This is a genomic window from Staphylococcus arlettae, from assembly GCF_002902345.1.
Taxonomy (GTDB): Bacteria; Bacillota; Bacilli; order Staphylococcales; family Staphylococcaceae; genus Staphylococcus; species Staphylococcus arlettae.
The window spans coordinates 104,130-125,335 of the sequence record NZ_PPQB01000023.1; the positions used below are offsets into that span (position 1 = coordinate 104,130).

Sequence of the window (21,206 nt, forward strand, 5' to 3'; positions counted from 1 at the left end):
TGGGACAAAATTGATTTGTCCTAGTTTCTTTTCATATTGGCAGTAGCTGACTGCATTGAAAATGCGCTTGTAACCAAGCTTTTTTCAACGCTAGTCATCCTTGCCGGGTTGGGACGACGAAATCATTTTTTCAAAATCAGATTTCTGTCCCACTCCCTTTTTAATCACCTTAAATCCGACTAAATCGATAAGAATGATTGACAAAATAAATAATGAGGCATAATATAAATATAATTAAACGGTAACAAGTTAGGAGGGTATTCGTATGGTTGCGCTAAGCATTTTAGATCAAAGTCCAATTGAACAGCATGAATCAGTGCAAGATGGTTTAAAGCGGACAATTGAATTATCACAAATTGCAGATGAATTAAATTATATGCGTTATTTCGTAGCAGAACATCATAATATTTCAGAAGTCGTGGGAACGAGTCCAGAAATATTAGTAACGCATTTATTATCTAAAACAGAACGCATAAACATTGGCTCAGGTGGTGTAATGTTACAGCATTACAATCCTTTCAAAGTAGTTGAACAATTTCATCTCATGAGTCAATTAGCACCTGGAAGAGTAGATTTAGGTGTTGGCAAAGCGCCGGGAGGATTTCCATTAGCTACAAAAGCACTTCAATTAGAATTACAAAATCCACCCATTCCTTTTGAAGAAAAATTACATTTATTAAATCAATTTAACTCTAATAGCTTTCCAAAAGATCATGAATTTAAACAACTACAAACAGCTAACCGTTCGGATGATATACCGAAACCGAATATTTTTGTATTGGGTGGTAGTGCTTCTTCAGCTGAATTGGCTGCAAAGGAACAAGTGAATTTTATATTTGCGTATTTCATCAATTCAAGTAAAGATGCACTTGAAGAAGCAGCACGTGTTTATAAACAATTGTTTCCAGAGGGAATATTTGTAGTCGCAGCAGCTGCAGTTGTTGTCGAAAATGATGCGGATAAACAACAAGTTGAAGAGGGGCGTACGAATTATCGCGTCAATTTAGCAGAAGGTAAAAGTTTAACAGTTAATACCATCGAGCAAGTTGAAGCATTTCGCACACAATCCTCAGAAGCGTTAACTGTTGAAGAGCAGAAAATTGATGTGATTCATGGCTCTAAACAAGAAGTAGAAGTAGAATTACAACAATTAGTCATCGAAGGCTATGTAGATGAATTAATGTTACATATGCCAGTGCAAAGTCATGCGCTACGTGTTAAGACAGTTAAGCAACTAGCACCTAGCAATAAGATAATAAATAATACGAAAGCAGGGATTATATGAGCAATAAAAAAATAGATTTTGGCATAATGTTAAATGGTCCAGGGAGTCATATGCATGCTTGGAAGTCTGACGAAGTACCTAGTGACGCTAGTACTAATTTTGACTTTCAATTAAAAATTGCTCGTCAAGCGGAAGAAGCAGGCTTTAGCTTTTTATTTGTTGCTGATGGTTTATATATTAATGATAAATCGATACCACATTTCTTAAATCGTTTTGAACCTTTAACATTATTAGCTGCGTTGGCACCTATTACGCGTTATATCGGTTTAGTTGGAACGATTTCTACGTCTTATAGTGAACCTTTTACAATAGCGAGACAACTTGCAACTATAGATAAGTTGAGTCATGGACGTGCAGGTTGGAATGTAGTGACTTCTCCATTAGAAGGAAGTGCTGACAATTATAGTAAAGGTGAACATCCAGAGCATGATGTTCGATACGACATAGCTGAAGAGCATATAAATGTAGTTCAAGGATTGTGGGATTCTTATGAAGACGATGCATTTCCAAGAGATGTAGAGCATAACCAATATGTAGATCAGGACAAAATGCACACTTTAAATTATCAAGGTAACTATTTCCAAGTTAAAGGACCTTTAAATATTGATAGATCAGAACAAGGTCAACCTGTAATTTTTCAGGCAGGTGCGTCTCCAAAAGGGCAAGCTTATGCTGCACAATATGCAGATGCTGTCTTTATTATTGGTGAAAGTATAGAAAGTGCTGTGAAGAATTATGACAGCATTAAACAACAAGCTGTTGAATATGGACGCCAACCTGATGATATTAAAATTTATCCTATATTATCACCTATACTAGGTGAAACTATTGATATTGCCGAAGCACGTTATGATGAAATAAAGTCATTAACAACAATTGAAGAAGCGTTAACTTATTTAGGCCGTTATTATGATCACCATGATTTTTCTCAATATGAACTTGATGCACCTTTCCCAGAGTTAGGTGATGTTGGTAAAAATAGTTTCCGAGCTACTACTGAAGCTATTGCACAACGTGCACGCGACAACAATTTAACTTTACGTCAAGTAGCATTAGAAGAAACAACACGCAAATCTCCATTCTTTGGAACTTATAAAGATGTAGCTCAAACAATAATTGATTGGTTTGAGGCGGGAGCTGCAGATGGTTTTATATTCGGACCTCATATTTATGGAGATAATTATGAAGAGTTTATTAACAATGTTTTACCGATTTTAGAAGCTAAAGGCTATTACGATGCAACTTATCAAGGAACAACATTACGTGAAAATATTGGAGTTCCATTTAAAGCTAATAGATATCAACAACAAAGTGTTGAGCATACCAAATAGCGACAAATAAAATTATGCGCAAACTTAAATCAATGAGATAGGAGTGATATGTTGAATAGTTCAAGTACAACATCAAATAACAATAATGTATCAAACTATAGCAAAACAGAAAAAGTATCAACAGTATCAAAAGTACAACGCAGATTTAAATTGCCACATGTGTTGATTATGATGTTAATCATGATGATGTTTGCTTGTCTTTTAACGTATATTATTCCTGCAGGTGAGTTTAATACACAAAAAAATGGCACAATTATAGAAGGAACTTACCATCAAATTACGCAAAACCCAGTTAATCCTATTTATGCCATCACACTATTATTAGATGGTGGTATACAGGCTGCCCAAACAGTAACATTATTGCTATTTGTAGGTGGCTCTATAGGAGGAATACTTTATTTAGATTCAGTAAAAAAAGTAACTAATTATTTAATATTTCGATTTGAACATGCTGGAGCTGTGCCACTTGTCACAGGTTTATTTTTATTAATGGCATTTATAGGTTTTTTTGTCGGTGGAGACCAAATGATTGTCTTTGTAACATTAGGTGTGATTTTAGCGAAGCGATTGAAACTGGATCCTATTATGGCATTAGCAATGACCTTCTTACCACTATATATGGCTTTTTCAGTTTCTCCTTCTGGTATGGCGAAACTAGGTCAAATCGTTTATCCTGAAGTGCCAATGTATTCTGGTTATGGTGGTAGAGCGATTATGTATAGTGTGTTTTTAATAGTGACACTTATTTATGTACTATGGTATACACGTCGTATTATTAAAAAACCACAATCTAGTGCGATGCCAGTAGAAGATTGGTTTGGCAGTGATGACAACTTAGAAGATGCCCAAACAGATAATAATGATAGACATGTGACATGGCGAGATTTAGTTGTCGTTGCATTAGTTGTTTTTACGCCAATTATTTTAGCTATTGGTAATAGTGTACTTCAGTGGACTGAAAGATATGGTAATGGTGTATTTATCACGATATTTATGCTGAGTTTTATTTTAGCTTATATAGTTAAACGGAAAAATTCAGAAACAATGGTCGAAGGATTTATTGAAGGTGCTCGTCCAATGTTAGTAGTGGCGTTTGCTATTATTATGGCAAATACAATTAGTGTTATTCTCGAAAAAGGAAAAATATTAAGCACAATTGTACATACATTAACGACTCAACTAGATGGAGCTTCATCTGGGGTTGTAGCAATACTTGTTTTCCTAGTTGCTACTGTCTTTAATTTTTTAGTGCCTTCAGGTTCAGGATTGATGAGTGTTATGATACCAATTTTACAACCAGTAACTCATACGTTAGGTGTTAATGATCAAATGTTAATAACAACTTTATCTTTTGGCGGTGGATTAGGTAATTTGATAACGCCAACATTAGGTGCAACCATCGGTGCTATTGCCATAGCACGGGCAAATTTTGGTGCTTGGATTAAATTTATGGGTCCATTATTTATTATATGGTTAGTTATAGGTTCGATTATATTATATATTTTTACCAACGTAGGTTGGTCTGGAGGTATTTAAGTAACATTAAATTAGTAGTGTTACTTAATAAAAATAAAATTAATGTGTAAAAGCTGGAACAGTATGCTGTTCCAGCTTTTTTATGAAGATTAAAATAGTGGTTATGCAGATAGTTAATCTTGGGCAACAGTTAGTGTAAATGGAACGTTTGCTTGCCATTTTGCTGCAGGGTATTCATCAGTAATTATTTCATTAATATCAGCAATTTTAGCAAAAGATAAAGTCGACGATACATCAAACTTACTATGGTCTATTAAAGCAATAACTTGATCACTTTCTTGAACCATTTGTTTTTTTAATTGAACTTCTGGTAAAGAAAAATCAGTTAAACCATTGTCCATAGTCAAACCGTTCGAAGATAAAAAGAAATAATCAATATGATACATTTCTAAAATTTGAGAATCTATATTCCCTGTTATTGCATTAGAATCTTTAGATACAAAGCCGCCGACAATTAACACAGTTAAATTTGGATTTTCTTTTAATAATACGGCATTTTCTAAACCATTCGTAATAATAGTTAATTCCATAGTTGTTTCAGCAAGTAATTTTGCCAATTCGTATGTAGTGGAACTTGCATCAATCATAATACATTGTTGTGGTTTGATTTTTGCTAGCGCGTGCATACTGATAAGATGTTTTTCATTATGCTTTTGAGTTAAGCGGTAAGAAAAATTTAGTTTAGAACCCGAATTTTCATTTACTTTGGCACCACCATGTGTGCGTATCACTTTATTTTCGCTTTCTAATCTACGTAAATCACTGCGCACGGTTGCTTCAGTGACGCTTAAATAATCAGAAAGTTGCTTAACAGTAGCGCGTTTGTGAGATTTTATATACGTATATATATGTTCTCTGCGTTCATCAGGGTACATTTTCATTTCAGTCACATCCTTAAATTTATCATAAATGATTTGTACAATATACTCAATAACCAAATATAAGCGAAGATAAACGAAAAGAAATGAAAAAATATTTGAAAGAAACGAAAAAATATATTAGAATATAAAGTGTAAATGAAAGCGTTTTCCAAAATGAAGGGAGTTATTTGATTATGACTAAAAACAATTATCCAGAAAAAATGAAAGCAGTAGTAGCTTATGCACCTGGTGATTATAAATATGAAACTGTAGATACACCGACACTGGAAAATGACAAAGAAATTATCGTCAAAGTAGAAGCATGCGGAATTTGTGCTGGAGATATTAAAGCTTATGGAGGGGCACCTAGCTTTTGGGGTGACGAAACACAACCTTCATACATTAAAGCACCAATGATTCCTGGGCATGAGTTTATTGCACGTATCGTTGACAAAGGCGATGCTGTTACTGATTTTGAAATTGGTGACCGTGTAATATCTGAACAAATTGTACCTTGTTGGGATTGTAGATTTTGTAACCGTGGTCAGTATTGGATGTGCGAAAAACATGATTTATATGGTTTCCAAAATAATGTCAATGGCGGCATGGCAGAATATATGAAATTTACGAAGGAAGCAATTAATTATAAAGTGCCAGAAGATTTACCTATAGAAGAAGCTATTTTAATTGAACCATATGCGTGTAGCTTACACGCAGTGCAACGTGCCAATATTAAATTAGGTGATTTTGTTGTGTTATCAGGTGCTGGTACTTTAGGACTTGGTATGGTAGGCGCAGCGAAGAAAAATGGAGCTGAAACATTAGTAGTACTTGATATGAAAGATGACCGTTTGGAATTAGCTAAAAAATTCGGCGCAGATATTGTAATGAATCCATCTAAAGTAGATGTAGTGAAAGAGATTAAAGCATTAACAGATGGCTATGGCTGTGATACTTACATCGAAGCAACAGGACATCCAAAATCAGTAGAACAAGGGCTAAGTGCTATTCGTAAGTTAGGAACTTTCGTAGAGTTTTCAGTATTTGGAGATCCAGTTACAGTTGATTGGAGTATTATTTCTGACCGTAAAGAATTAGATTTATTAGGTAGTCATTTAGGTCCATACTGTTATCCATTAGTTATAGATGGTATTCAAAAAGGTGATTTCCCAACTGAAGGCGTAGTGACACATCAATTGTCATTAGATCAATTCGAAGAGGGATTCGAACTTATGAAACAAGGTGACAAATCATTAAAAGTAGTATTAGTTCCATAGTAAATAACATTTGGTCAAAGGAGAGGTAAGTAATGAAAAAAATGATAAATAATCCTGATAATGTCATTGATGAACTCATGAGTGGCTATGTAGCTGCTTACCCTGAGTATATTAGACGCTCTGAGTTGCATCAACGTGCACTGATTGGTAAAAAAAGAAATCCGCAAAGAAAAGTAAGTGTGTTAATCGGTGGTGGTTCTGGTCATGAACCTGGATTTTTAGGCTATGTAGGACAAGGCATGGCTGATGGTGTAGCAGTTGGTAATATTTTTGCATCTCCTTCTCCAATACCAATCCAAGCTGTGACAAGAGAAATTGATCAAGGTCATGGTGTGTTATATATTTATGGCAATTATGCTGGAGACTTAATGAATTTCGAAATGGCGAGTGAAATGACTGAAATTGAAGATGAAATTACTACCGTTGCAGTAATTGGTAATGACGATGTAGCATCTTCGAAAACACTTGACGATCGCCGTGGTATTGCAGGCGAATTATTAGTTTATAAAGTTGCAGGTGCAGCTGCAGACTTTGGCCATGATTTAGCAGAGGTAAGACGTCTTGCACAATTAGCAAATGATAATACTCGTTCAATGGGTATTGGCTTAAGTCCATGTTATTTACCACAAACTGGCAAACCTAGTTTTGATTTGGAAGATAACGAGATGGAAATCGGTTTAGGACATCATGGCGAACCTGGTATTGAAAAGACTACCATTCGTACTGCACAAGAAACAGTTAAAGTGATTATGCAAAATATACTAAAAGAAAATATCTATCAGGAAAATGATGATGTCGTAGTATTGGTCAATGGTTTGGGTGCAACATCTCAAATGGAACTATATATCATTAATAAAGAAGTTAATGCGATTTTAAATGAACGTAATATTAATGTTTATAAAACTTATGTTGGTAATTTTATTACGTCGATGGAAATGGGTGGCTTTTCTGTCACGTTAATGAAATTAGATGAAACATTAAAAGGTTGTATTGACCATGCGGTTGATTGTCCTAATTTTAAAGAAGTGTAGGTGAAACCATGACATTAACAAATGATAACTTTAAAGATTATCTATTAGCATTAACTGAGTTATTCGAAACAGAAAAAGATAATTTATGTGAACTTGATCGCAAAATAGGAGATGGTGACCATGGTGTCACAATGAATATTGGGTATCAAGCAGTAAAACAAACACTCGAATCTGAGTTACAAGATCAACAAGACATAGCAAAAATTAGTGTGGCAATTGGAAAAAGCTTTTTAGATGCTGTGGGATCTTCAGTAGGTCCTTTATATGCATCAGGTTATCTAAAAGCAGCTGTCGCAGTTAAAAATAAAACTGAATTAGATGACGAAGGGCTCTATGATTATTGGATTGCATTTAGTAAAGGCATTAAAGATAGAGGGAAAGCTGAAATTGGTGACAAGACCATGATAGATACTTTAGAACCATTTTTCACGACATTACAGCAATATAAAGCGCAACAAACACCGTTTCATGAGGCATTTGATAAAGCTCTAAGCGCTGCCAAACAAGGTATGGAAAGTACAAAAGATATTGTTTCTAATAAAGGGCGCTCCAAGCGTTTAGGTCATCGCTCACAAGGACATGTCGATCCTGGTGCAATGTCATCTTATTTAATGTTAGCACAATTTAAACCATTTAGTGGTGCATAATTAATTTTAAGGAGGAAGATAACTATGAAAATAGCTATTGGTGCAGATCATAATGGATATGAATTAAAAGAAGCGGTAAAAGCACATGTCCAAAAATTAGGTCATGAAGTAGAAGATTTTGGTTGCCATCAATGTGCAGAGACAGATTATCCTGATGTTGCAGCAGAAGTAGGTAAAAGTATACAAGAAGGTCAAAATGAACGTGGCGTGTTAATTTGTGGCACTGGTATTGGTGTAGCTATTACTGCTAATAAGTTGAAAGGTATCCGTGCAGCATTAGCACATGATGTTTATTCTGCAGAACGTGCCCAACTTAGTAATAATGCACAAATTCTAACAATGGGTGCTCAAATTATTGGCATAGAAGTCGCTAAGAAAAACGTTGAAGCATATTTAAATGTCGCTTGGGAAGGCGGCTCACAACGCAAAGTCGATAAAATAGATGATATTGAAGCACAAGAATAACTTTAAATAATAATAAAACTAGAGAGGTTGGGACAAATCAAAATTGTCCCAACCTCTTTTCATATTGTGTTGTAATGGGTGAATTTGCTATTTAATTATTTGACGAAAACATGACAAATCAGTATTTGTATTGTTTATATAACTATTGTTTTATAAAATTGTGAAGAAGCATAAATAAATGATATAGGGGGATAATATGCTGCTTTATACAAAGAGAGTTATGTCCAAAAGCACGTTGATAGTAGTCTTCTTTGCACTACTTTTAATGGCAGTAGCAACAAATCAAGTTTCTGCTCACGCTACATTAGAAAGTACAACGCCTGCTCAAAACAGTGTAGTATCGCATCCTCAACAAATAGAATTGCACTATAATGAACCAGTAAATACTAAATATTCTAGTATTACAATTTTTGATGATAAGGGAAAGTCTCTTGGTGAATTTAAACCAACAAATTCTGGAACCAACCAAACTTTGACCTTTGATGTAGGCCAACTGGACAACGGGACACACAAAGTGAGTTGGCATACAACATCAGCTGATGGTCATGAAATTCAAGATGAATTTGAATTTTCTATTAATAAAAAGACTACAAGTAATATAGATGTTACACCACCGTTTTATGAGACTTCTAACTTTTGGTTTGGTCTATTTAGATTTATTACTGAAGGGAGTCTTATCGTATTAATGGGATCATTTTTAGTCAATAGTGTAGCCAAACGTTACCAATTACCGACATATTTGGCATTCTTTAGTTACAAACCAATCTCTTGGATATTAAGTGCTATGGCATTTATAACGGCTATTATTTACATAATGACATTGTCTCCAGAACTTGTTTCAAACATAATGGCTTTAGACATGACTGCATTATTGCAAGCGCCATTCTTATTAGCAATGATAGCTATAATAGTATTGTTACTATTATTTACTTTAAATGAGATGATGACTATTTGGTATATAGCAATCTCTTTAATTATTATTGTGACATTAAGTATGTCTGGACATGTTTGGGCCCAAAGTTTTCCATTGTGGTCAATTATACTACGATCAATACATTTATTAGGCATGGCATTATGGCTAGGCGGTATGGTGTACTTAGTTTGGTTAGCAACTACTAAACAGTTGCAAGACATTGTAAAAGTAAAACGGTTTTTCTTTAAACTTAATCTAGGCGCAGTGATTGCACTTGTCATATCTGGAGTATTGATGGCAATAGACGAAACAAGTCTGGCGGCTATTTGGTCTAGTGTAACAACTTGGAGCAGTTTGTTTTATGTAAAAATAATTGGAACTATTTTAATGATCACATTAGGTGGTTATCAAAGTTTTAGAGCTTTAACGAACTTACAAAAAGTTAATAAGAAAGTATTATATTGTGAAATAATAATTGGTATTATGTTAGTGCTAGCTGGCATTATTATGAGTCAAATTCAAATACCAAGTTAAAGGAGTAGAACAATGATTAAAAAAATAAGTTTAATGGCATTCTTTGTCTTTACAATGGTATTAATGACTAATATTGCTAATGCCCATGTAACATTAAATCCAGACAAAAGTGAACCGGGAGCATATGAAAAACATGATGTGCGTGTGCCAGTAGAGAAGGATACGAATACAACAAAGGTCGAATTAGTAGTGCCTGATGGGTTACAATTAGTAGCAGTAGCACCAGTGGACGGTTTCAAACATAAATTTACTAAAGATTCAAAAGGTAATATAACAAAAGTTACTTGGACTGCAACAGGTGAAGGCATCGGACCTAATGAATTTATTGATTTTCCAATACAAGTGGCAAATTCTGAAGAGGAAGGTCAATATAAATGGAAAGCTTACCAAACTTACGAAGATGGTGAAACCGTAAAATGGACAGGTGGTAAGGATGCTGAAAAACCAGCACCTGTTACGACTGTGAGTGCCAACACTGCTCAAGAGCAAGGTGAGAGCAAAGATGAAGAGCAACAAAATACTACACCTTTATGGATTGTCGCTATTATAGCTATTATTTTGTCACTAATTGCTATTTTTAAAAAGACTAAAAAATAATAGTATGTTATAACGGGCAGTGGTTGATAAGAAGGGAGATATATTATGCGTAGAATTTTATATGCATTTTTGGTTTATACAATTTTAGGGTTATTGAGTGGATTTTACTATAGAGAGCTTACCTTAGCATATGACTTTACAGGAGAGACACAATTAGTCGTTGTGCATACGCATACGTTAATATTAGGTATGTTTATGCATCTAATCATGCTTCCTTTAAATAAAGTGTTTAAGTTAAGTAGTTACTATTTATTTAACTGGTTCTTTATTATTTATAATTTAGGTGTATTATCGACAGTTGGAATGATGTTTACTAAAGGTACATTCCAAGTAATTGGTAAAAACGTACCAGAATCATTTGCTGGTTTTGCTGGTATTGGACATACAACTTTAACAGCAGGATTTATCTTGTTATTCTTTTTATTAAGAAATGCAATAGTTAAAGCTCCTCATAATGAATAAATAATCAAGGTACAACATATTACGAGAGAAAAGAACACAAACGATGTCTATTTGTGCACTTTTCTCTTTTTATATAGGTCGAAATATGGATTTTTACGAGATATTGATGTTTTTCATTGATAATGGTTATCAACTATAGGATAATGACTAGTAAATGGTGTCATGTTTGGAGGATTATATATGAAAGACGTAACAATTATAGGTGGCGGGCCAGCTGGGCTATTCGCTAGTTTTTATTCAGGTTTAAGGGGCATGGACGTTAGAATTATTGATGTACAGGAGAAACTAGGTGGCAAGATGCATATATATCCTGAAAAAATAATTTGGGATATTGGGGGATTGGCACCGAAACCGTGTTATGAAATTATTAAAGACATGGTCTCTCAAGGAACACATTTTAATCCTGAAGTAGCTTTAGGAGAAAAAGTTATTGATATTCGTAAACTAAATGAACGCCACTTTGAATTAGAGACAAATTTAGGAAATGTTTATGAGTCTAAAAGTGTTATTATTGCAATTGGCGGTGGTATTATCAATCCAAAAGAATTAAATGTTCAAGGCGCCGAACGATATAAGTTAACTAATTTACATTACGTAGTACAATCATTAAAACAATTTAAAAATAAAGATGTGTTAATTTCTGGGTCAGGTAATTCTGCATTAGACTGGGCACGCGATTTAAGTGGATATGCGAAAAGCGTGACCTTAATTTACCGTAAAGCAGATATTAGTGGTTACGAAGCAATGAATCAATTGTTAGAAGAGTTACAAGTCAGAAAACTACCTAATACCCAAATTAAACAACTGATAGGCGATCCTGCCGGAGATTGTATAGAACAAGTGATATTAGAAAATACAGATACAGGAGAAATTGATACAGCAAATTATGATGAAGTAATTGTCAGTCATGGTTTTGATCGTGAAAGCACTTTGTTGGCTCAAGCGACTACACGTGTTGAAATGTTAAATGAATATCAAATTAAAGGGTTAGGTAATACTACAACAAGCGTACCTGGTCTATTTGCTTGTGGTGATATTGTACATCATGAAGCAAAAGTACATCTGATTGCTAGTGCATTTAGTGATGCTGGTAATGCCGCAAATTTGGCCAAACAATATGTAGAGCCTAGTGCCAAACCAGAAGGCTATGTTTCAAGTCACAATGCTGTATTTAAAGCTGATAATGAAAAAGTGATACAACAGTATTTGTAATATCATAATGTCTTACAAGAGATAGTTTAAGTCTTAATCTTATTAATTGAACAAATAAGTATAGGAGAATTACAAATGATTGATATAAAACATGAACCACCAACTGTTGAAACATACCGTCGCTTAAGAAAAGACTCAGGTATGAGTGAAAAGACAATACAAGCAGCTGAACAAGGATTAGGCAATGCGTGCTTTGATGTTGTGATTTATGATGATGGTTACGGTTTTGCGATGGGCCGAGTAATTGGTGATGGTGGTACGGCATTTCAAATAATCGATGTTGCTGTAGACCCAAAATATCAAGGACTTGGTTATGGCAAAATGGTATTAACACATATTATGGATTATATCGAAGCGGTTGCTGTACCAAGTAGTTATGTAAGCTTAATTGCTGATTATCCAGCAGATAAATTATATAAACAATTTGGCTTTGAATCTACTGAACCAAATTCAGGAGGTATGTATATAAAATATTAGTGACTAACTATGTAATCACTAATAGCTAAAGTTTGATAACTTATCTTAATATAAAACGAAGTTTATATTTTGGTATTCAAAAGACTATGCGAAAACAAACAAAAAGTTAAGCAAGAACTTGGTTTGGGTTAATGATATTTCATAAAACTAAAGAAAACGTCAATTTCTATATCTTCTTAATAGAAATTGACGTTTATTTTTTAGTCAAAGATAGTTATATCCCGACTCGTTTTAGTATGTTTTTATTCCTTAAGATGAGCTTCAGTAGCATTTGTTCGAGCACGTAAATCTGCTTCGATTTCTTCTAAACTACGTCCGCGTGTCTCTGGTAAATACTTGATTACAAAGAATAATGCGAAAATACCAATGACTGCAAAGATTAAGAAGACTTGTTCTACCGGTAAAACTTCAGTCAACATTGGGAAGAATTGTGCTACAAGTAAACTACCAATTGATAACACAAGTGCTGCTACACCTGTTGCTGCACCACGTGCACGCATTGGGAATAATTCTGGTAACATAACCCATAATACTGGTCCCCAAGTGAAACCGAAAAATATAATGAATATTGTTAGACATAAAATAATAATCCAAGCAGAAGATTGAATTCCAATAGCCCAAATCAATATTGCCATGATTAATAATGAAGAGACCATACCAATATTACCTATAACAAGTAAACGCTTACGGTCAACTTTATCAATAATCATAATAGCGACAATTGTAATTAAAACGTTAACTGTACCGATACCCACAGTACCTAAAATTGATGTGGCATCGCCTAAGCCAGCTTTACTAAATATCGTAGGAGCATAATAAATTATGGCATTGATTCCAATAATTTGTTGGAATAACGCGAAGACTGCACCAATAATTAGTGTTGGTCGTAGCCATGGTGATTTCAACACATTCCATGTGCTATCAGAAATACGATTGATTTCTTTCATAGCGGCAATTTCTTTATCGATTTCACTGTCATTAAATGTTAAACGCATTACATCACGTGCAGCTTTTTCACTTTTATGTTCTAACAACCATCTTGGGCTTTCTGGCATAAAAGCAACACCGATTAATAAAATTAATGATGGTACGACTGCTAAACCAAGCATCCATCTCCAACCTTCGATTGGTGCTAAAGCATAATTGATTAAGTATGAAGATAAAATACCGATAGTAATCATTAATTGATTTAATGAACTAAGTGAACCACGTTGTGCAGTAGGTGCCATTTCCGATAGATAAACCGGTACGATGGCAGTTGAACCACCTACAGCTAGTCCAATAATTAAGCGGCCAATAACTAATACTGGCATAGAAGGAGCCAATGCTAAAATCAAGGCACCAATGATAAATATAATTGCAATAATAAAGACGACGCGTCGTCGACCAAGTCGATCTGACATAGGACCACTTGCACCTGAACCGACAATAGCACCAATGAGCATAGAAGATACTACAAGTCCTTCAGTAAAGCTATTTAGTGGAATATCATCTTTAATGAAAAGTAAGGCACCTGAAATAACTCCCATATCATAACCATAAAGTAATCCTCCAAGTGCACCTAAGAAGAAAATGAGTTTCTTATTTACTTTTAATCCCATAAAAAATTCCCCTCCTGATTAAATTCATAAACACAAGTATACGCTTTCATTTTATTCTTGTAAATAATAAAATATAACTATATTATTTATTTGTACGGATTATTATTTGAAAATGACTATTTAATAATTAAAATTAAATTAAAAACAATTTGTGAATACATGAAAAAGGAAGTATATAACAGCATCTGAATAAAATTGCTGTTATATACTTCCTCATATAGTTATTGAGTTACGTTGTAAAATATTGATTTATGCTTCGAAATCAATAATAATGCGACCTTCATTTTTATGGTTAACCACTGTTTCAATGCTAGACTCAAGTTCTGAGAAGCTAATGACAGTTTTGATATCGTGTAATTGTTTTGGCTTAAGATCTTTTGCTAATCTACGCCAAATTAATTGTCTCTTACGTAAATTCGTATAGACAGAATCGATTCCAAAGATATTAACACCACGTAAAATAAATGGGAAGACTGAAGTTGCAAAGTTATCGCCACCAGTCATACCTATAGCAGCAACACTACCATTGTAATCTAAATGTTTTACAGCATGTGCTAATCCATCCCCGCCGACAGGGTCAATTACTGCTTGCCAAGTACGTTTTCCGAGTGGTTTAGAGTCATTGTCAGGGAGGCGATCAATAATTTCTTTAGCACCAAGGGTTTGCAATTTGTCTGCAGCTGATGTTTTGCCTGTACTGGCAATAACTTTAAAGCCTATTTCTTTTAGCATCATAACGGCTAATGTCCCAACTCCGCCTGATGCTCCTCGAACTAGTACAGGTGCATGTTCAATTGATAATCCGTTATGTTCCAATGTTTCAATTGCCAAACCAGCAGTATAACCTGCCGTACCATAAATCATTGCTTCTTCTAGTGTTAAATCTTTAGGCAGTTTGACAAGCCATTCTTCTTTTACACGAGCGTATTCGCTAAAGCCGCCGAAATGGGCTACACCTAAGTCAAAACCAGTAACTATTACTTCATCGCCTGGTTCATATGCATGGCTGTCAGACGCTTCTACTACACCAGCTAAATCTACACCTGGAACCATTGGATAAGATTTGACAATCTTATTTCCAGTTGTAGTTGCTAATGCATCTTTATAATTGATTCCAGAATATTTAACTTTGATTAGTACTTCACCTTCTGGAAGGTCATCTATCGTTAATTCTTTAAATTGACTAATTACTTTGTTATCTTGTTCATCGACTACTAAAGCCTTAAATGTCTCACTCATTGCGCTATGGCACTCCCTTATGTAATTTTAAATTTATGAACAATATAAAAACTAAAATATACTCTATCACGAATTTATTGCCTATACAATACGCTGTAGTTATTCTTAATGTAAGTAAACGCTTTATATTGAAATTAAACACAATTATATGGTTTATTATTATTCATGCAACTGGTCTATTATAAAATAATTATAAATGTTTAACAATATTAGGACTAAAATTAAGTTGGCAGAATTTATAAAAGATTTTAATTGAAATGTAATACATATATTTATATTATAGGGATAACTTGTTATAAATTAAGAGGAGATAATTTATTATGACATATCAAATTGATTTAGTAAGACGAGCCGAAGTACAAATGTTACGTGATATCTGTATTACTACTTTCCGAGAAACATTCGAAGGTAGTTACAGTGATGAAGATTTTCGTGACTTTTTTGAAAGTGCCTATAGTATAGAAGCTTTAGAACAAGAATTGAATAACCCGCAATCTGAAACTTACTTTTATAGAGAACATGGTGAATTATTAGGATTTTTTAAAATAAATGTAGATGCAGGACAAACAGAAGCAAAAGGTACAGAGTATTTAGAATTACAACGTATTTATTTTGTTAAAGATGCACAAAGTGGTGGTAAAGGTACACGTGTCTTTAACTTTGTATTACAGCGTGCACAAGAATTAGCTAAAACCAAAATCTGGCTCGGTGTTTGGAAACATAATAAACAAGCATTGCAATTTTATAAAAAACATGGGTTCGTCAAAACTGGAGAGCATCAATTTATTACAGGAAATACAATTGATCTTGATGCAGTTATGGAAAAAGAGTTAACAACCAATTGAACTCCAAGTAAACCTTATATTAATACTCAAACTGTCGACAAGGTCTCTGGCTTTGTCGGCAGTTTTTTATGCACGCTTTCCGCGGGCACTGCTTCAGCCTGTAGTCTTCAGCGAGTGCTATTCCCGCAGGAGTCGGCATAATCCACTGCCAATAAATAATACGCTGGTTTTGTTTACGCTTTTATAGGTTGGGATAATATTGATTCATCCCCGTCCCATTTCAAAGAGACAGTAGCTGATTGTTTTGAAAATGCGTTTCAAATGAAGCTTTGTTCGATACTAGTCATGCTTGCTGGGGTGGGATTTCTGTCCCAATTTCTGAATACAGTTTGTATGTAAATTGAAAATAAATTTTTATGAAATATGTTTATTTGAAATTTTTTAGTGTATAACATAGTAATTCTTGCTATGAAAGTGGAGTGAAGCATATTACATAGTGAAATATCTACGAATTAGCAAGTGTACAAAAAATAGAGGAGGTTGTTTTAAATGAAAAAACTTTTGGCAGGTTTCTTAACATTATCGCTTGCTTTGGCTGCATGTTCTAATGGGGGCGATGAAGGTTCGGACAACGGCGGATCTGACGATAATAAATCAAAAGATTCAGCTAGTGACAGTAAGAAAAATAATGATGATAGTTCAAAAGACTCAAAAGATTCGAAAGATGGAGAAGATAAATCAAACTCTGACAACAAAGATGGCAACTCAGAAGACGATAGCAGCTCTAATGGCTCTGATGACTCTAATAGTGCTAGTAGCTCTGACAGTTCTGATAGCGATTCAAGTAGTTCAGATTCAAGTGCTAGTAGTAATGGTAATAGTGGAGACCAAGCTAGTGACAGTGCTAATGGTACTGCTAACGACAGTAACAGTGCTAATAGCGGAGTAACTAATAATGCTGGGGCAGATAGTGCTTCTGATGATGCAACAGCTAACGCTGGTAATGGAGCGTCTAGTGATGCGAATGCTAATAATGGTAATGCTAATAGTGGTAATGCCAATGGTTATGTGCCACCTTATCAAGGAGAAAATGCAGTACCAGTATCACAAAACATTACATCATCAAATGTAGATCCTCAACAAGCGTTACAAACGTTACCTAATTTTGAAAATTCTTTAGCAAACGCTACGTCAGAAGTTAATGCTATTAATGGACAAAATAATGCATATAATGATTATGCAATTGAAGGTAGTGAAGGAAATTACAGTTATATCTTTAGTTTCCAAAACCAAGCTCAACCTGGTACCTACGCTATAGCTACAGTTGACCAACAAGGTACTGTACGTGTAGTAGATCCAGCTTATCAACAATAATAACAAGGGACTGGGATATAAATTCCTTTCTCAAAATAAGAGGACTAATCCGTAATATGGATTAGTCCTCTTTATATTTAAAGCCTTACGATTTTGTTATAGGTTCATATGTTTTTTTATGATATTCGATATCGTCTCAAATGCATGATTATTTTTGTTTACAAATGCATTGTTAGTAATGTCTGACATTTGAAAACTGATTAAATCATTGAGTAATGCTTTGGCATCACTGTAACGCACCACTGCGAGTGAATGCATTACATCTTCATAAACACCACGTTCTGCTATATATTTTTCATGATTTGGTGTGAACTGACAAACTGTTTTGTCTAAAGTTAGTGCATCAAAAATAATAGATGAATAATCTGTTAATACTACATCTGAGATAAGAATTAAATCCTGTGTCTCTATATTTGCTGGTGCAATAATTGCATTTTCAGGTAGGTAAGTTGAAGTATTTTCGATATGTCCTTTATAAATGACATTATACTTATTTAACAACCCGTCACTGAGTGGTAATAAATCAGACTCGTCTTCAGTAGTTTTCCAAGTTGGTGCATAAAGCAATGTTGGTTTTGCTGGATCAATTTTTAATTCATGTTTAATAAATTTTACATAAGGTGTATCTTTTTGTTTATCCAATAAATATTTAACGCGTGGATAACCGCTACTAACTACTTTTGTATGCTGTAATGGAAAGGCGGATTTGAAGTAATCGATAATTTCTTCACAATCACAAATTAAGTAATTTTGTTGTAGCCATTTGTTATACTTTCTTGCTCTATAATTATAAATCTTACTATTTTGATGTACTTCATGGCTATCTAAGAATAGTTTTTTAATTGGTGTTCCATGCCATAATTGAATAATAGTACCGTTTGGACGTATATCATCCGGTATATTACTTTCTAAAATAACAACACGTGCTGATTCGATTAAAGCTTTAGTGTTTGGGTCATTAGGTTTGATGAAATTTGGTCCATTTACATCTTCGGTAACGAAATAAATAGGTACTTTTGCAAAGTGTTTAGCGAAATGGTTGAATAAATAACGTGAATTTCCTCTAAAACCGTAGTCAAACCCTAAAAAGACAATATGGTCTTTTAATTTGTTTTCATTTTTCTCATATATATAGCTCATTTGACGATGTTTCTTTGTAAAATGATGTTGCGCAAAATTATAGATCCAATGTGGTAATTTGAAGCGGAAATTTTTTATCAATTTATCTGTATAGCGTAACTGATCGGGAGCTAATGTTTCGTAATTTTTAAACGGTATAGAGTGCTTGTGTATGTATGCAAGCTTATTTAAATTGAATTTTGTTGTATTCAGTACCGTACATTTTTTAATCTCTTCCCATAACTGAGAAGAGGTCAAGTAAGTTTGTTGATAGTCGAACACGACATGTGGATCAACTTTAACCGTATCTTGTAATAGTGCATGCACAGCTAAATCAAACATTGTATTAACGTGGTGCGTTTCTAACATGGTTAACGTTGTTTCAATATGATATATCACGTTAGGGTAATGATTGATATTTTCGATCCAATCATTAAAGGTAATAGTTTCCTGCGCAAAATAGCGACAATCATTTTGATATAAGCCGTTAACAGTATAATCAGCAACAATGTTAGATTGATCTAACGTTACATTATTCAACATTTCTGGATAAATATGTATGAAGTCATCTACAAGAATAAAGTGAGTATAACCTTCTTGTAATGTTTTATTTAAATGCATAGTTAAATCTTGCCAGATATTTAAATTTAATTGTTTAATCATAAAATCCCTCTACTTATCATAATTGAACTCAATTTTATCATGTAGGAGCTTAGAGATAAACTTTGAGTTATATAAAGACACTAAAATCATTGAATATAACAGTAATGATAAAATAGTGTTATTTAAGTATTTATAAGCTGATACAACAAGTAAGTAACATAAACTAGAGCCTGACATATTCATTATTTCAGGCTCTATATATTATTATATATAATGTTTAATTTGTTAAAAGGACGCAAAGTGGTTATTGACATATAAGGCTGAAATTATTCTGTTAACGTCTTTTAGTTTAGCTAATAAATTAGTGTTTTAACATAGTTGAAAATCGTGTGTAAATAGCATCAGGTGAATATTGCTCAACGGTCTCATAGCCATGTTTGATAATCGTATTGTATTTAAATTCTTGATTTAACAGACGTTGAATTTTAAAGGCTAATGCTTTAATATCTCCATGTTCAACTAAATAACCATTGATGTTATTTTTTATAATTGAATCAGGTCCTGCAATGCCATCAAAACTTATAACAATACTGCTTTGGTTCATTGCCTCAAGGATTACCATCCCGAAGCCTTCATTACGTGAAGGTATAATGGTTAGTTCACTTTCGGCCAATTTGGTTGATAAGGATTGTGTAGTATCAAATATCGATACAATATCATCCAGTTGATGCTGTGAAATAAGTTGTTCAAGTTGTTTCCTTTGTTGTCCGCTACCATAAATGTGTACACGATAGTTAAATTGGCGTATGACATCTTGAATAATTTGAATACTGTTGATTAATAGGTCGAACCCTTTTTCGTATTCTAAACGGCCAGCAGCTAAAATAATTTTGTCTTTAGGTAAATCTAGCCTTTGTTCATTTAGAACATTAGGTACAACAAACACAGGAGTTTGGACGACATTTTGATAACGTTGTTGGTCGACAGATGTCAATGTGGTAATTTTATCTAGAGATCGGTAAGCTTCAATGATTTCTTGTTGATACGCTGTAGGATGCGCATCAAAGTTCATATGTTCCATGCCAACTTTTGTTACATCGTAAGGGCCATGTTGAGCAATTAATATATTAAAGCTTGCACGCGTACCAATTAAAACATCACAATCGACCGTTTTGATAGCGTGAATCATTTTACGTTCGATATAACTTGAAAATTGGTTTAGGCCAGGTTCATGTCTGGATAATACTTTAGGTTTTAAAAATTTTGTATATTTACGTACTCTATTAAAAATGGCGCTTTTCAAGTTGGAACGAATGTGTGTATAGTCAATCAATGTTTGAATTTTGATATCTGGGTGTAATTCAAAGTATGGCATCTCCTTTGATTTGAAGACAGAAATAATAGTGACGGGATGGCCTTTGTTAGCTAGTACATTCGCCAATTCTGAAATTGACTTTACTGTACCACCCATAGCAAAAATATTATGCATGAAAAATGTGATTGATTGCACTTGGAAACCTCCAAATATTATATAAATGATAAATAGTTAACTTTAATTATATGTAAAGTTGTAAGTGGTTGCAATGTAATCGATGTGCGGGACCACGCATTTTAGCAGAAAATTTATATACAAATAATGACAGAAAAATTTTTATTTTCAAATAGATTGTGCTTTTGGGCTTTTTTCATCAGTTAATTATGTATATAATTAAGGGAGTTGGTTTAATCTTCATTATTGTAAGTATTAACTAGAGTTTCAGAATACAATGATGAAAAGTAAGTTAATTCATACGTTATAGAAAGCGTTTTATCGTGTAAACCATATTACATATTCGTGATACAGTCGATAGATAAGGAT

General features: G+C 33.8%; 19 protein-coding genes. 14 read left to right on the forward strand and 5 right to left on the reverse strand.

The features are described 5' to 3' along the window. The first annotated feature begins 265 nt into the window (after nt 1–265). The 3 genes from CD036_RS11935 to CD036_RS11945 are packed head-to-tail and all read left to right on the forward strand — an operon-like array spanning nt 266 to nt 4,152. Complete coding sequence (locus CD036_RS11935; RefSeq protein WP_103388760.1) at nt 266–1,285, forward strand: MsnO8 family LLM class oxidoreductase; 1,020 nt, start codon at nt 266–268, stop codon at nt 1,283–1,285. Beyond that, on the forward strand, nt 1,282–2,616 hold the full coding sequence (locus tag CD036_RS11940) for an LLM class flavin-dependent oxidoreductase (protein ID WP_002509719.1): 1,335 nt from the start codon (nt 1,282–1,284) through the stop codon (nt 2,614–2,616). The genes CD036_RS11935 and CD036_RS11940 overlap by 4 nt, the downstream gene beginning before the upstream one ends. A 51-nt stretch (nt 2,617–2,667) precedes the next feature. Then, nucleotides 2,668–4,152: a Na+/H+ antiporter NhaC family protein gene (locus CD036_RS11945; protein WP_371861086.1), complete on the forward strand. Its 1,485-nt coding sequence runs from the start codon at nt 2,668–2,670 to the stop codon at nt 4,150–4,152. Between the two features lie 113 nt (nt 4,153–4,265). On the opposite strand, the gene CD036_RS11950 is transcribed toward CD036_RS11945, so the two are convergent. Next, complete coding sequence (locus CD036_RS11950) at nt 4,266–5,033, reverse strand: DeoR/GlpR family DNA-binding transcription regulator (RefSeq protein WP_002509067.1); 768 nt, start codon at nt 5,031–5,033, stop codon at nt 4,266–4,268. A 173-nt stretch (nt 5,034–5,206) separates the two neighbouring features. Between CD036_RS11950 and CD036_RS11955 the strand changes: the two genes are divergently transcribed. The 9 genes from CD036_RS11955 to CD036_RS11995 all read left to right on the forward strand — a co-directional run bounded on the left by CD036_RS11955 (nt 5,207) and on the right by CD036_RS11995 (nt 12,627). Continuing rightward, on the forward strand, nt 5,207–6,289 hold the full coding sequence (locus CD036_RS11955; RefSeq protein WP_002509068.1) for an erythritol/L-threitol dehydrogenase: 1,083 nt from the start codon (nt 5,207–5,209) through the stop codon (nt 6,287–6,289). A 32-nt stretch (nt 6,290–6,321) separates the two neighbouring features. Continuing rightward, complete coding sequence (locus tag CD036_RS11960; RefSeq protein ID WP_103388762.1) at nt 6,322–7,320, forward strand: dihydroxyacetone kinase subunit DhaK; 999 nt, start codon at nt 6,322–6,324, stop codon at nt 7,318–7,320. Nucleotides 7,321–7,328: 8 nt separating this feature from the next. Further along, nucleotides 7,329–7,967, forward strand: coding sequence for a dihydroxyacetone kinase subunit DhaL (gene dhaL / locus CD036_RS11965; RefSeq protein ID WP_002509070.1), 639 nt, complete (start codon nt 7,329–7,331; stop codon nt 7,965–7,967). A gap of 24 nt (nt 7,968–7,991) precedes the next feature. Beyond that, nucleotides 7,992–8,432 carry a ribose 5-phosphate isomerase B gene (gene rpiB, locus CD036_RS11970; RefSeq protein WP_002509071.1) on the forward strand — a complete coding sequence of 147 codons (441 nt, stop codon included), beginning with the start codon at nt 7,992–7,994 and terminating at the stop codon, nt 8,430–8,432. A 196-nt stretch (nt 8,433–8,628) separates the two neighbouring features. After that, nucleotides 8,629–9,879 carry a copper resistance CopC/CopD family protein gene (locus CD036_RS11975; protein WP_002509072.1) on the forward strand — a complete coding sequence of 417 codons (1,251 nt, stop codon included), beginning with the start codon at nt 8,629–8,631 and terminating at the stop codon, nt 9,877–9,879. A gap of 12 nt (nt 9,880–9,891) precedes the next feature. After that, a complete protein-coding gene (locus CD036_RS11980; protein ID WP_103388763.1) occupies nt 9,892–10,476 on the forward strand; it encodes a YcnI family copper-binding membrane protein in 585 nt (194 codons plus the stop codon). 45 nt (nt 10,477–10,521) lie between these two features. Beyond that, complete coding sequence (locus CD036_RS11985; protein WP_002509074.1) at nt 10,522–10,938, forward strand: DUF2871 domain-containing protein; 417 nt, start codon at nt 10,522–10,524, stop codon at nt 10,936–10,938. Between the two features lie 180 nt (nt 10,939–11,118). Beyond that, on the forward strand, nt 11,119–12,150 hold the full coding sequence (locus tag CD036_RS11990) for an NAD(P)/FAD-dependent oxidoreductase (protein WP_002509075.1): 1,032 nt from the start codon (nt 11,119–11,121) through the stop codon (nt 12,148–12,150). A gap of 75 nt (nt 12,151–12,225) precedes the next feature. After that, a complete protein-coding gene (locus CD036_RS11995) occupies nt 12,226–12,627 on the forward strand; it encodes a GNAT family N-acetyltransferase (RefSeq protein WP_002509076.1) in 402 nt (133 codons plus the stop codon). A gap of 242 nt (nt 12,628–12,869) precedes the next feature. On the opposite strand, the gene glcP is transcribed toward CD036_RS11995, so the two are convergent. Both glcP and CD036_RS12005 read right to left on the reverse strand, forming a co-directional pair. Further along, nucleotides 12,870–14,228, reverse strand: a complete 1,359-nt coding sequence (gene glcP / locus CD036_RS12000; RefSeq protein WP_002509077.1) for a glucose transporter GlcP — start codon at nt 14,226–14,228, stop codon at nt 12,870–12,872. A gap of 249 nt (nt 14,229–14,477) precedes the next feature. Beyond that, nucleotides 14,478–15,467 carry an acrylyl-CoA reductase family protein gene (locus CD036_RS12005; RefSeq protein ID WP_103388764.1) on the reverse strand — a complete coding sequence of 330 codons (990 nt, stop codon included), beginning with the start codon at nt 15,465–15,467 and terminating at the stop codon, nt 14,478–14,480. A gap of 320 nt (nt 15,468–15,787) precedes the next feature. On the opposite strand from CD036_RS12005, the gene CD036_RS12010 reads away from it, so the two are divergent. Both CD036_RS12010 and CD036_RS12015 read left to right on the forward strand, forming a co-directional pair. Then, on the forward strand, nt 15,788–16,312 hold the full coding sequence (locus tag CD036_RS12010; protein WP_103388765.1) for a GNAT family N-acetyltransferase: 525 nt from the start codon (nt 15,788–15,790) through the stop codon (nt 16,310–16,312). Nucleotides 16,313–16,801: 489 nt separating this feature from the next. After that, entirely contained in the window at nt 16,802–17,626 is an 825-nt protein-coding gene (locus CD036_RS12015; protein ID WP_103388766.1) for a hypothetical protein, read from the forward strand. Between the two features lie 96 nt (nt 17,627–17,722). On the opposite strand, the gene CD036_RS12020 is transcribed toward CD036_RS12015, so the two are convergent. Beyond that, the gene (locus CD036_RS12020; protein WP_002509081.1) at nt 17,723–19,408 is read right to left on the reverse strand and encodes a CDP-glycerol glycerophosphotransferase family protein; all 1,686 of its coding nucleotides are present in this window, start codon (nt 19,406–19,408) and stop codon (nt 17,723–17,725) included. Nucleotides 19,409–19,709: 301 nt separating this feature from the next. Further along, complete coding sequence (locus tag CD036_RS12025) at nt 19,710–20,858, reverse strand: glycosyltransferase family 4 protein (RefSeq protein WP_103388767.1); 1,149 nt, start codon at nt 20,856–20,858, stop codon at nt 19,710–19,712. Nucleotides 20,859–21,206: the final 348 nt, after the last annotated feature.

What these genes read in the sequence shown, in the direction of transcription:
- CD036_RS11935 (WP_103388760.1), top strand. Translation starts at nt 266, where the DNA reads ATGGTTGCGCTAAGCATTTTAGATCAAAGTCCAATTGAACAGCATGAA.
- CD036_RS11940 (WP_002509719.1), top strand. Translation starts at nt 1,282, where the DNA reads ATGAGCAATAAAAAAATAGATTTTGGCATAATGTTAAATGGTCCAGGG.
- CD036_RS11950 (WP_002509067.1), bottom strand. Translation starts at nt 5,033, where the DNA reads ATGAAAATGTACCCTGATGAACGCAGAGAACATATATATACGTATATA.
- CD036_RS11955 (WP_002509068.1), top strand. Translation starts at nt 5,207, where the DNA reads ATGACTAAAAACAATTATCCAGAAAAAATGAAAGCAGTAGTAGCTTAT.
- CD036_RS11960 (WP_103388762.1), top strand. Translation starts at nt 6,322, where the DNA reads ATGAAAAAAATGATAAATAATCCTGATAATGTCATTGATGAACTCATG.
- dhaL (WP_002509070.1), top strand. Translation starts at nt 7,329, where the DNA reads ATGACATTAACAAATGATAACTTTAAAGATTATCTATTAGCATTAACT.
- rpiB (WP_002509071.1), top strand. Translation starts at nt 7,992, where the DNA reads ATGAAAATAGCTATTGGTGCAGATCATAATGGATATGAATTAAAAGAA.
- CD036_RS11975 (WP_002509072.1), top strand. Translation starts at nt 8,629, where the DNA reads ATGCTGCTTTATACAAAGAGAGTTATGTCCAAAAGCACGTTGATAGTA.
- CD036_RS11980 (WP_103388763.1), top strand. Translation starts at nt 9,892, where the DNA reads ATGATTAAAAAAATAAGTTTAATGGCATTCTTTGTCTTTACAATGGTA.
- CD036_RS11985 (WP_002509074.1), top strand. Translation starts at nt 10,522, where the DNA reads ATGCGTAGAATTTTATATGCATTTTTGGTTTATACAATTTTAGGGTTA.
- CD036_RS11990 (WP_002509075.1), top strand. Translation starts at nt 11,119, where the DNA reads ATGAAAGACGTAACAATTATAGGTGGCGGGCCAGCTGGGCTATTCGCT.
- CD036_RS11995 (WP_002509076.1), top strand. Translation starts at nt 12,226, where the DNA reads ATGATTGATATAAAACATGAACCACCAACTGTTGAAACATACCGTCGC.
- glcP (WP_002509077.1), bottom strand. Translation starts at nt 14,228, where the DNA reads ATGGGATTAAAAGTAAATAAGAAACTCATTTTCTTCTTAGGTGCACTT.
- CD036_RS12005 (WP_103388764.1), bottom strand. Translation starts at nt 15,467, where the DNA reads ATGAGTGAGACATTTAAGGCTTTAGTAGTCGATGAACAAGATAACAAA.
- CD036_RS12010 (WP_103388765.1), top strand. Translation starts at nt 15,788, where the DNA reads ATGACATATCAAATTGATTTAGTAAGACGAGCCGAAGTACAAATGTTA.
- CD036_RS12015 (WP_103388766.1), top strand. Translation starts at nt 16,802, where the DNA reads ATGAAAAAACTTTTGGCAGGTTTCTTAACATTATCGCTTGCTTTGGCT.
- CD036_RS12020 (WP_002509081.1), bottom strand. Translation starts at nt 19,408, where the DNA reads ATGATTAAACAATTAAATTTAAATATCTGGCAAGATTTAACTATGCAT.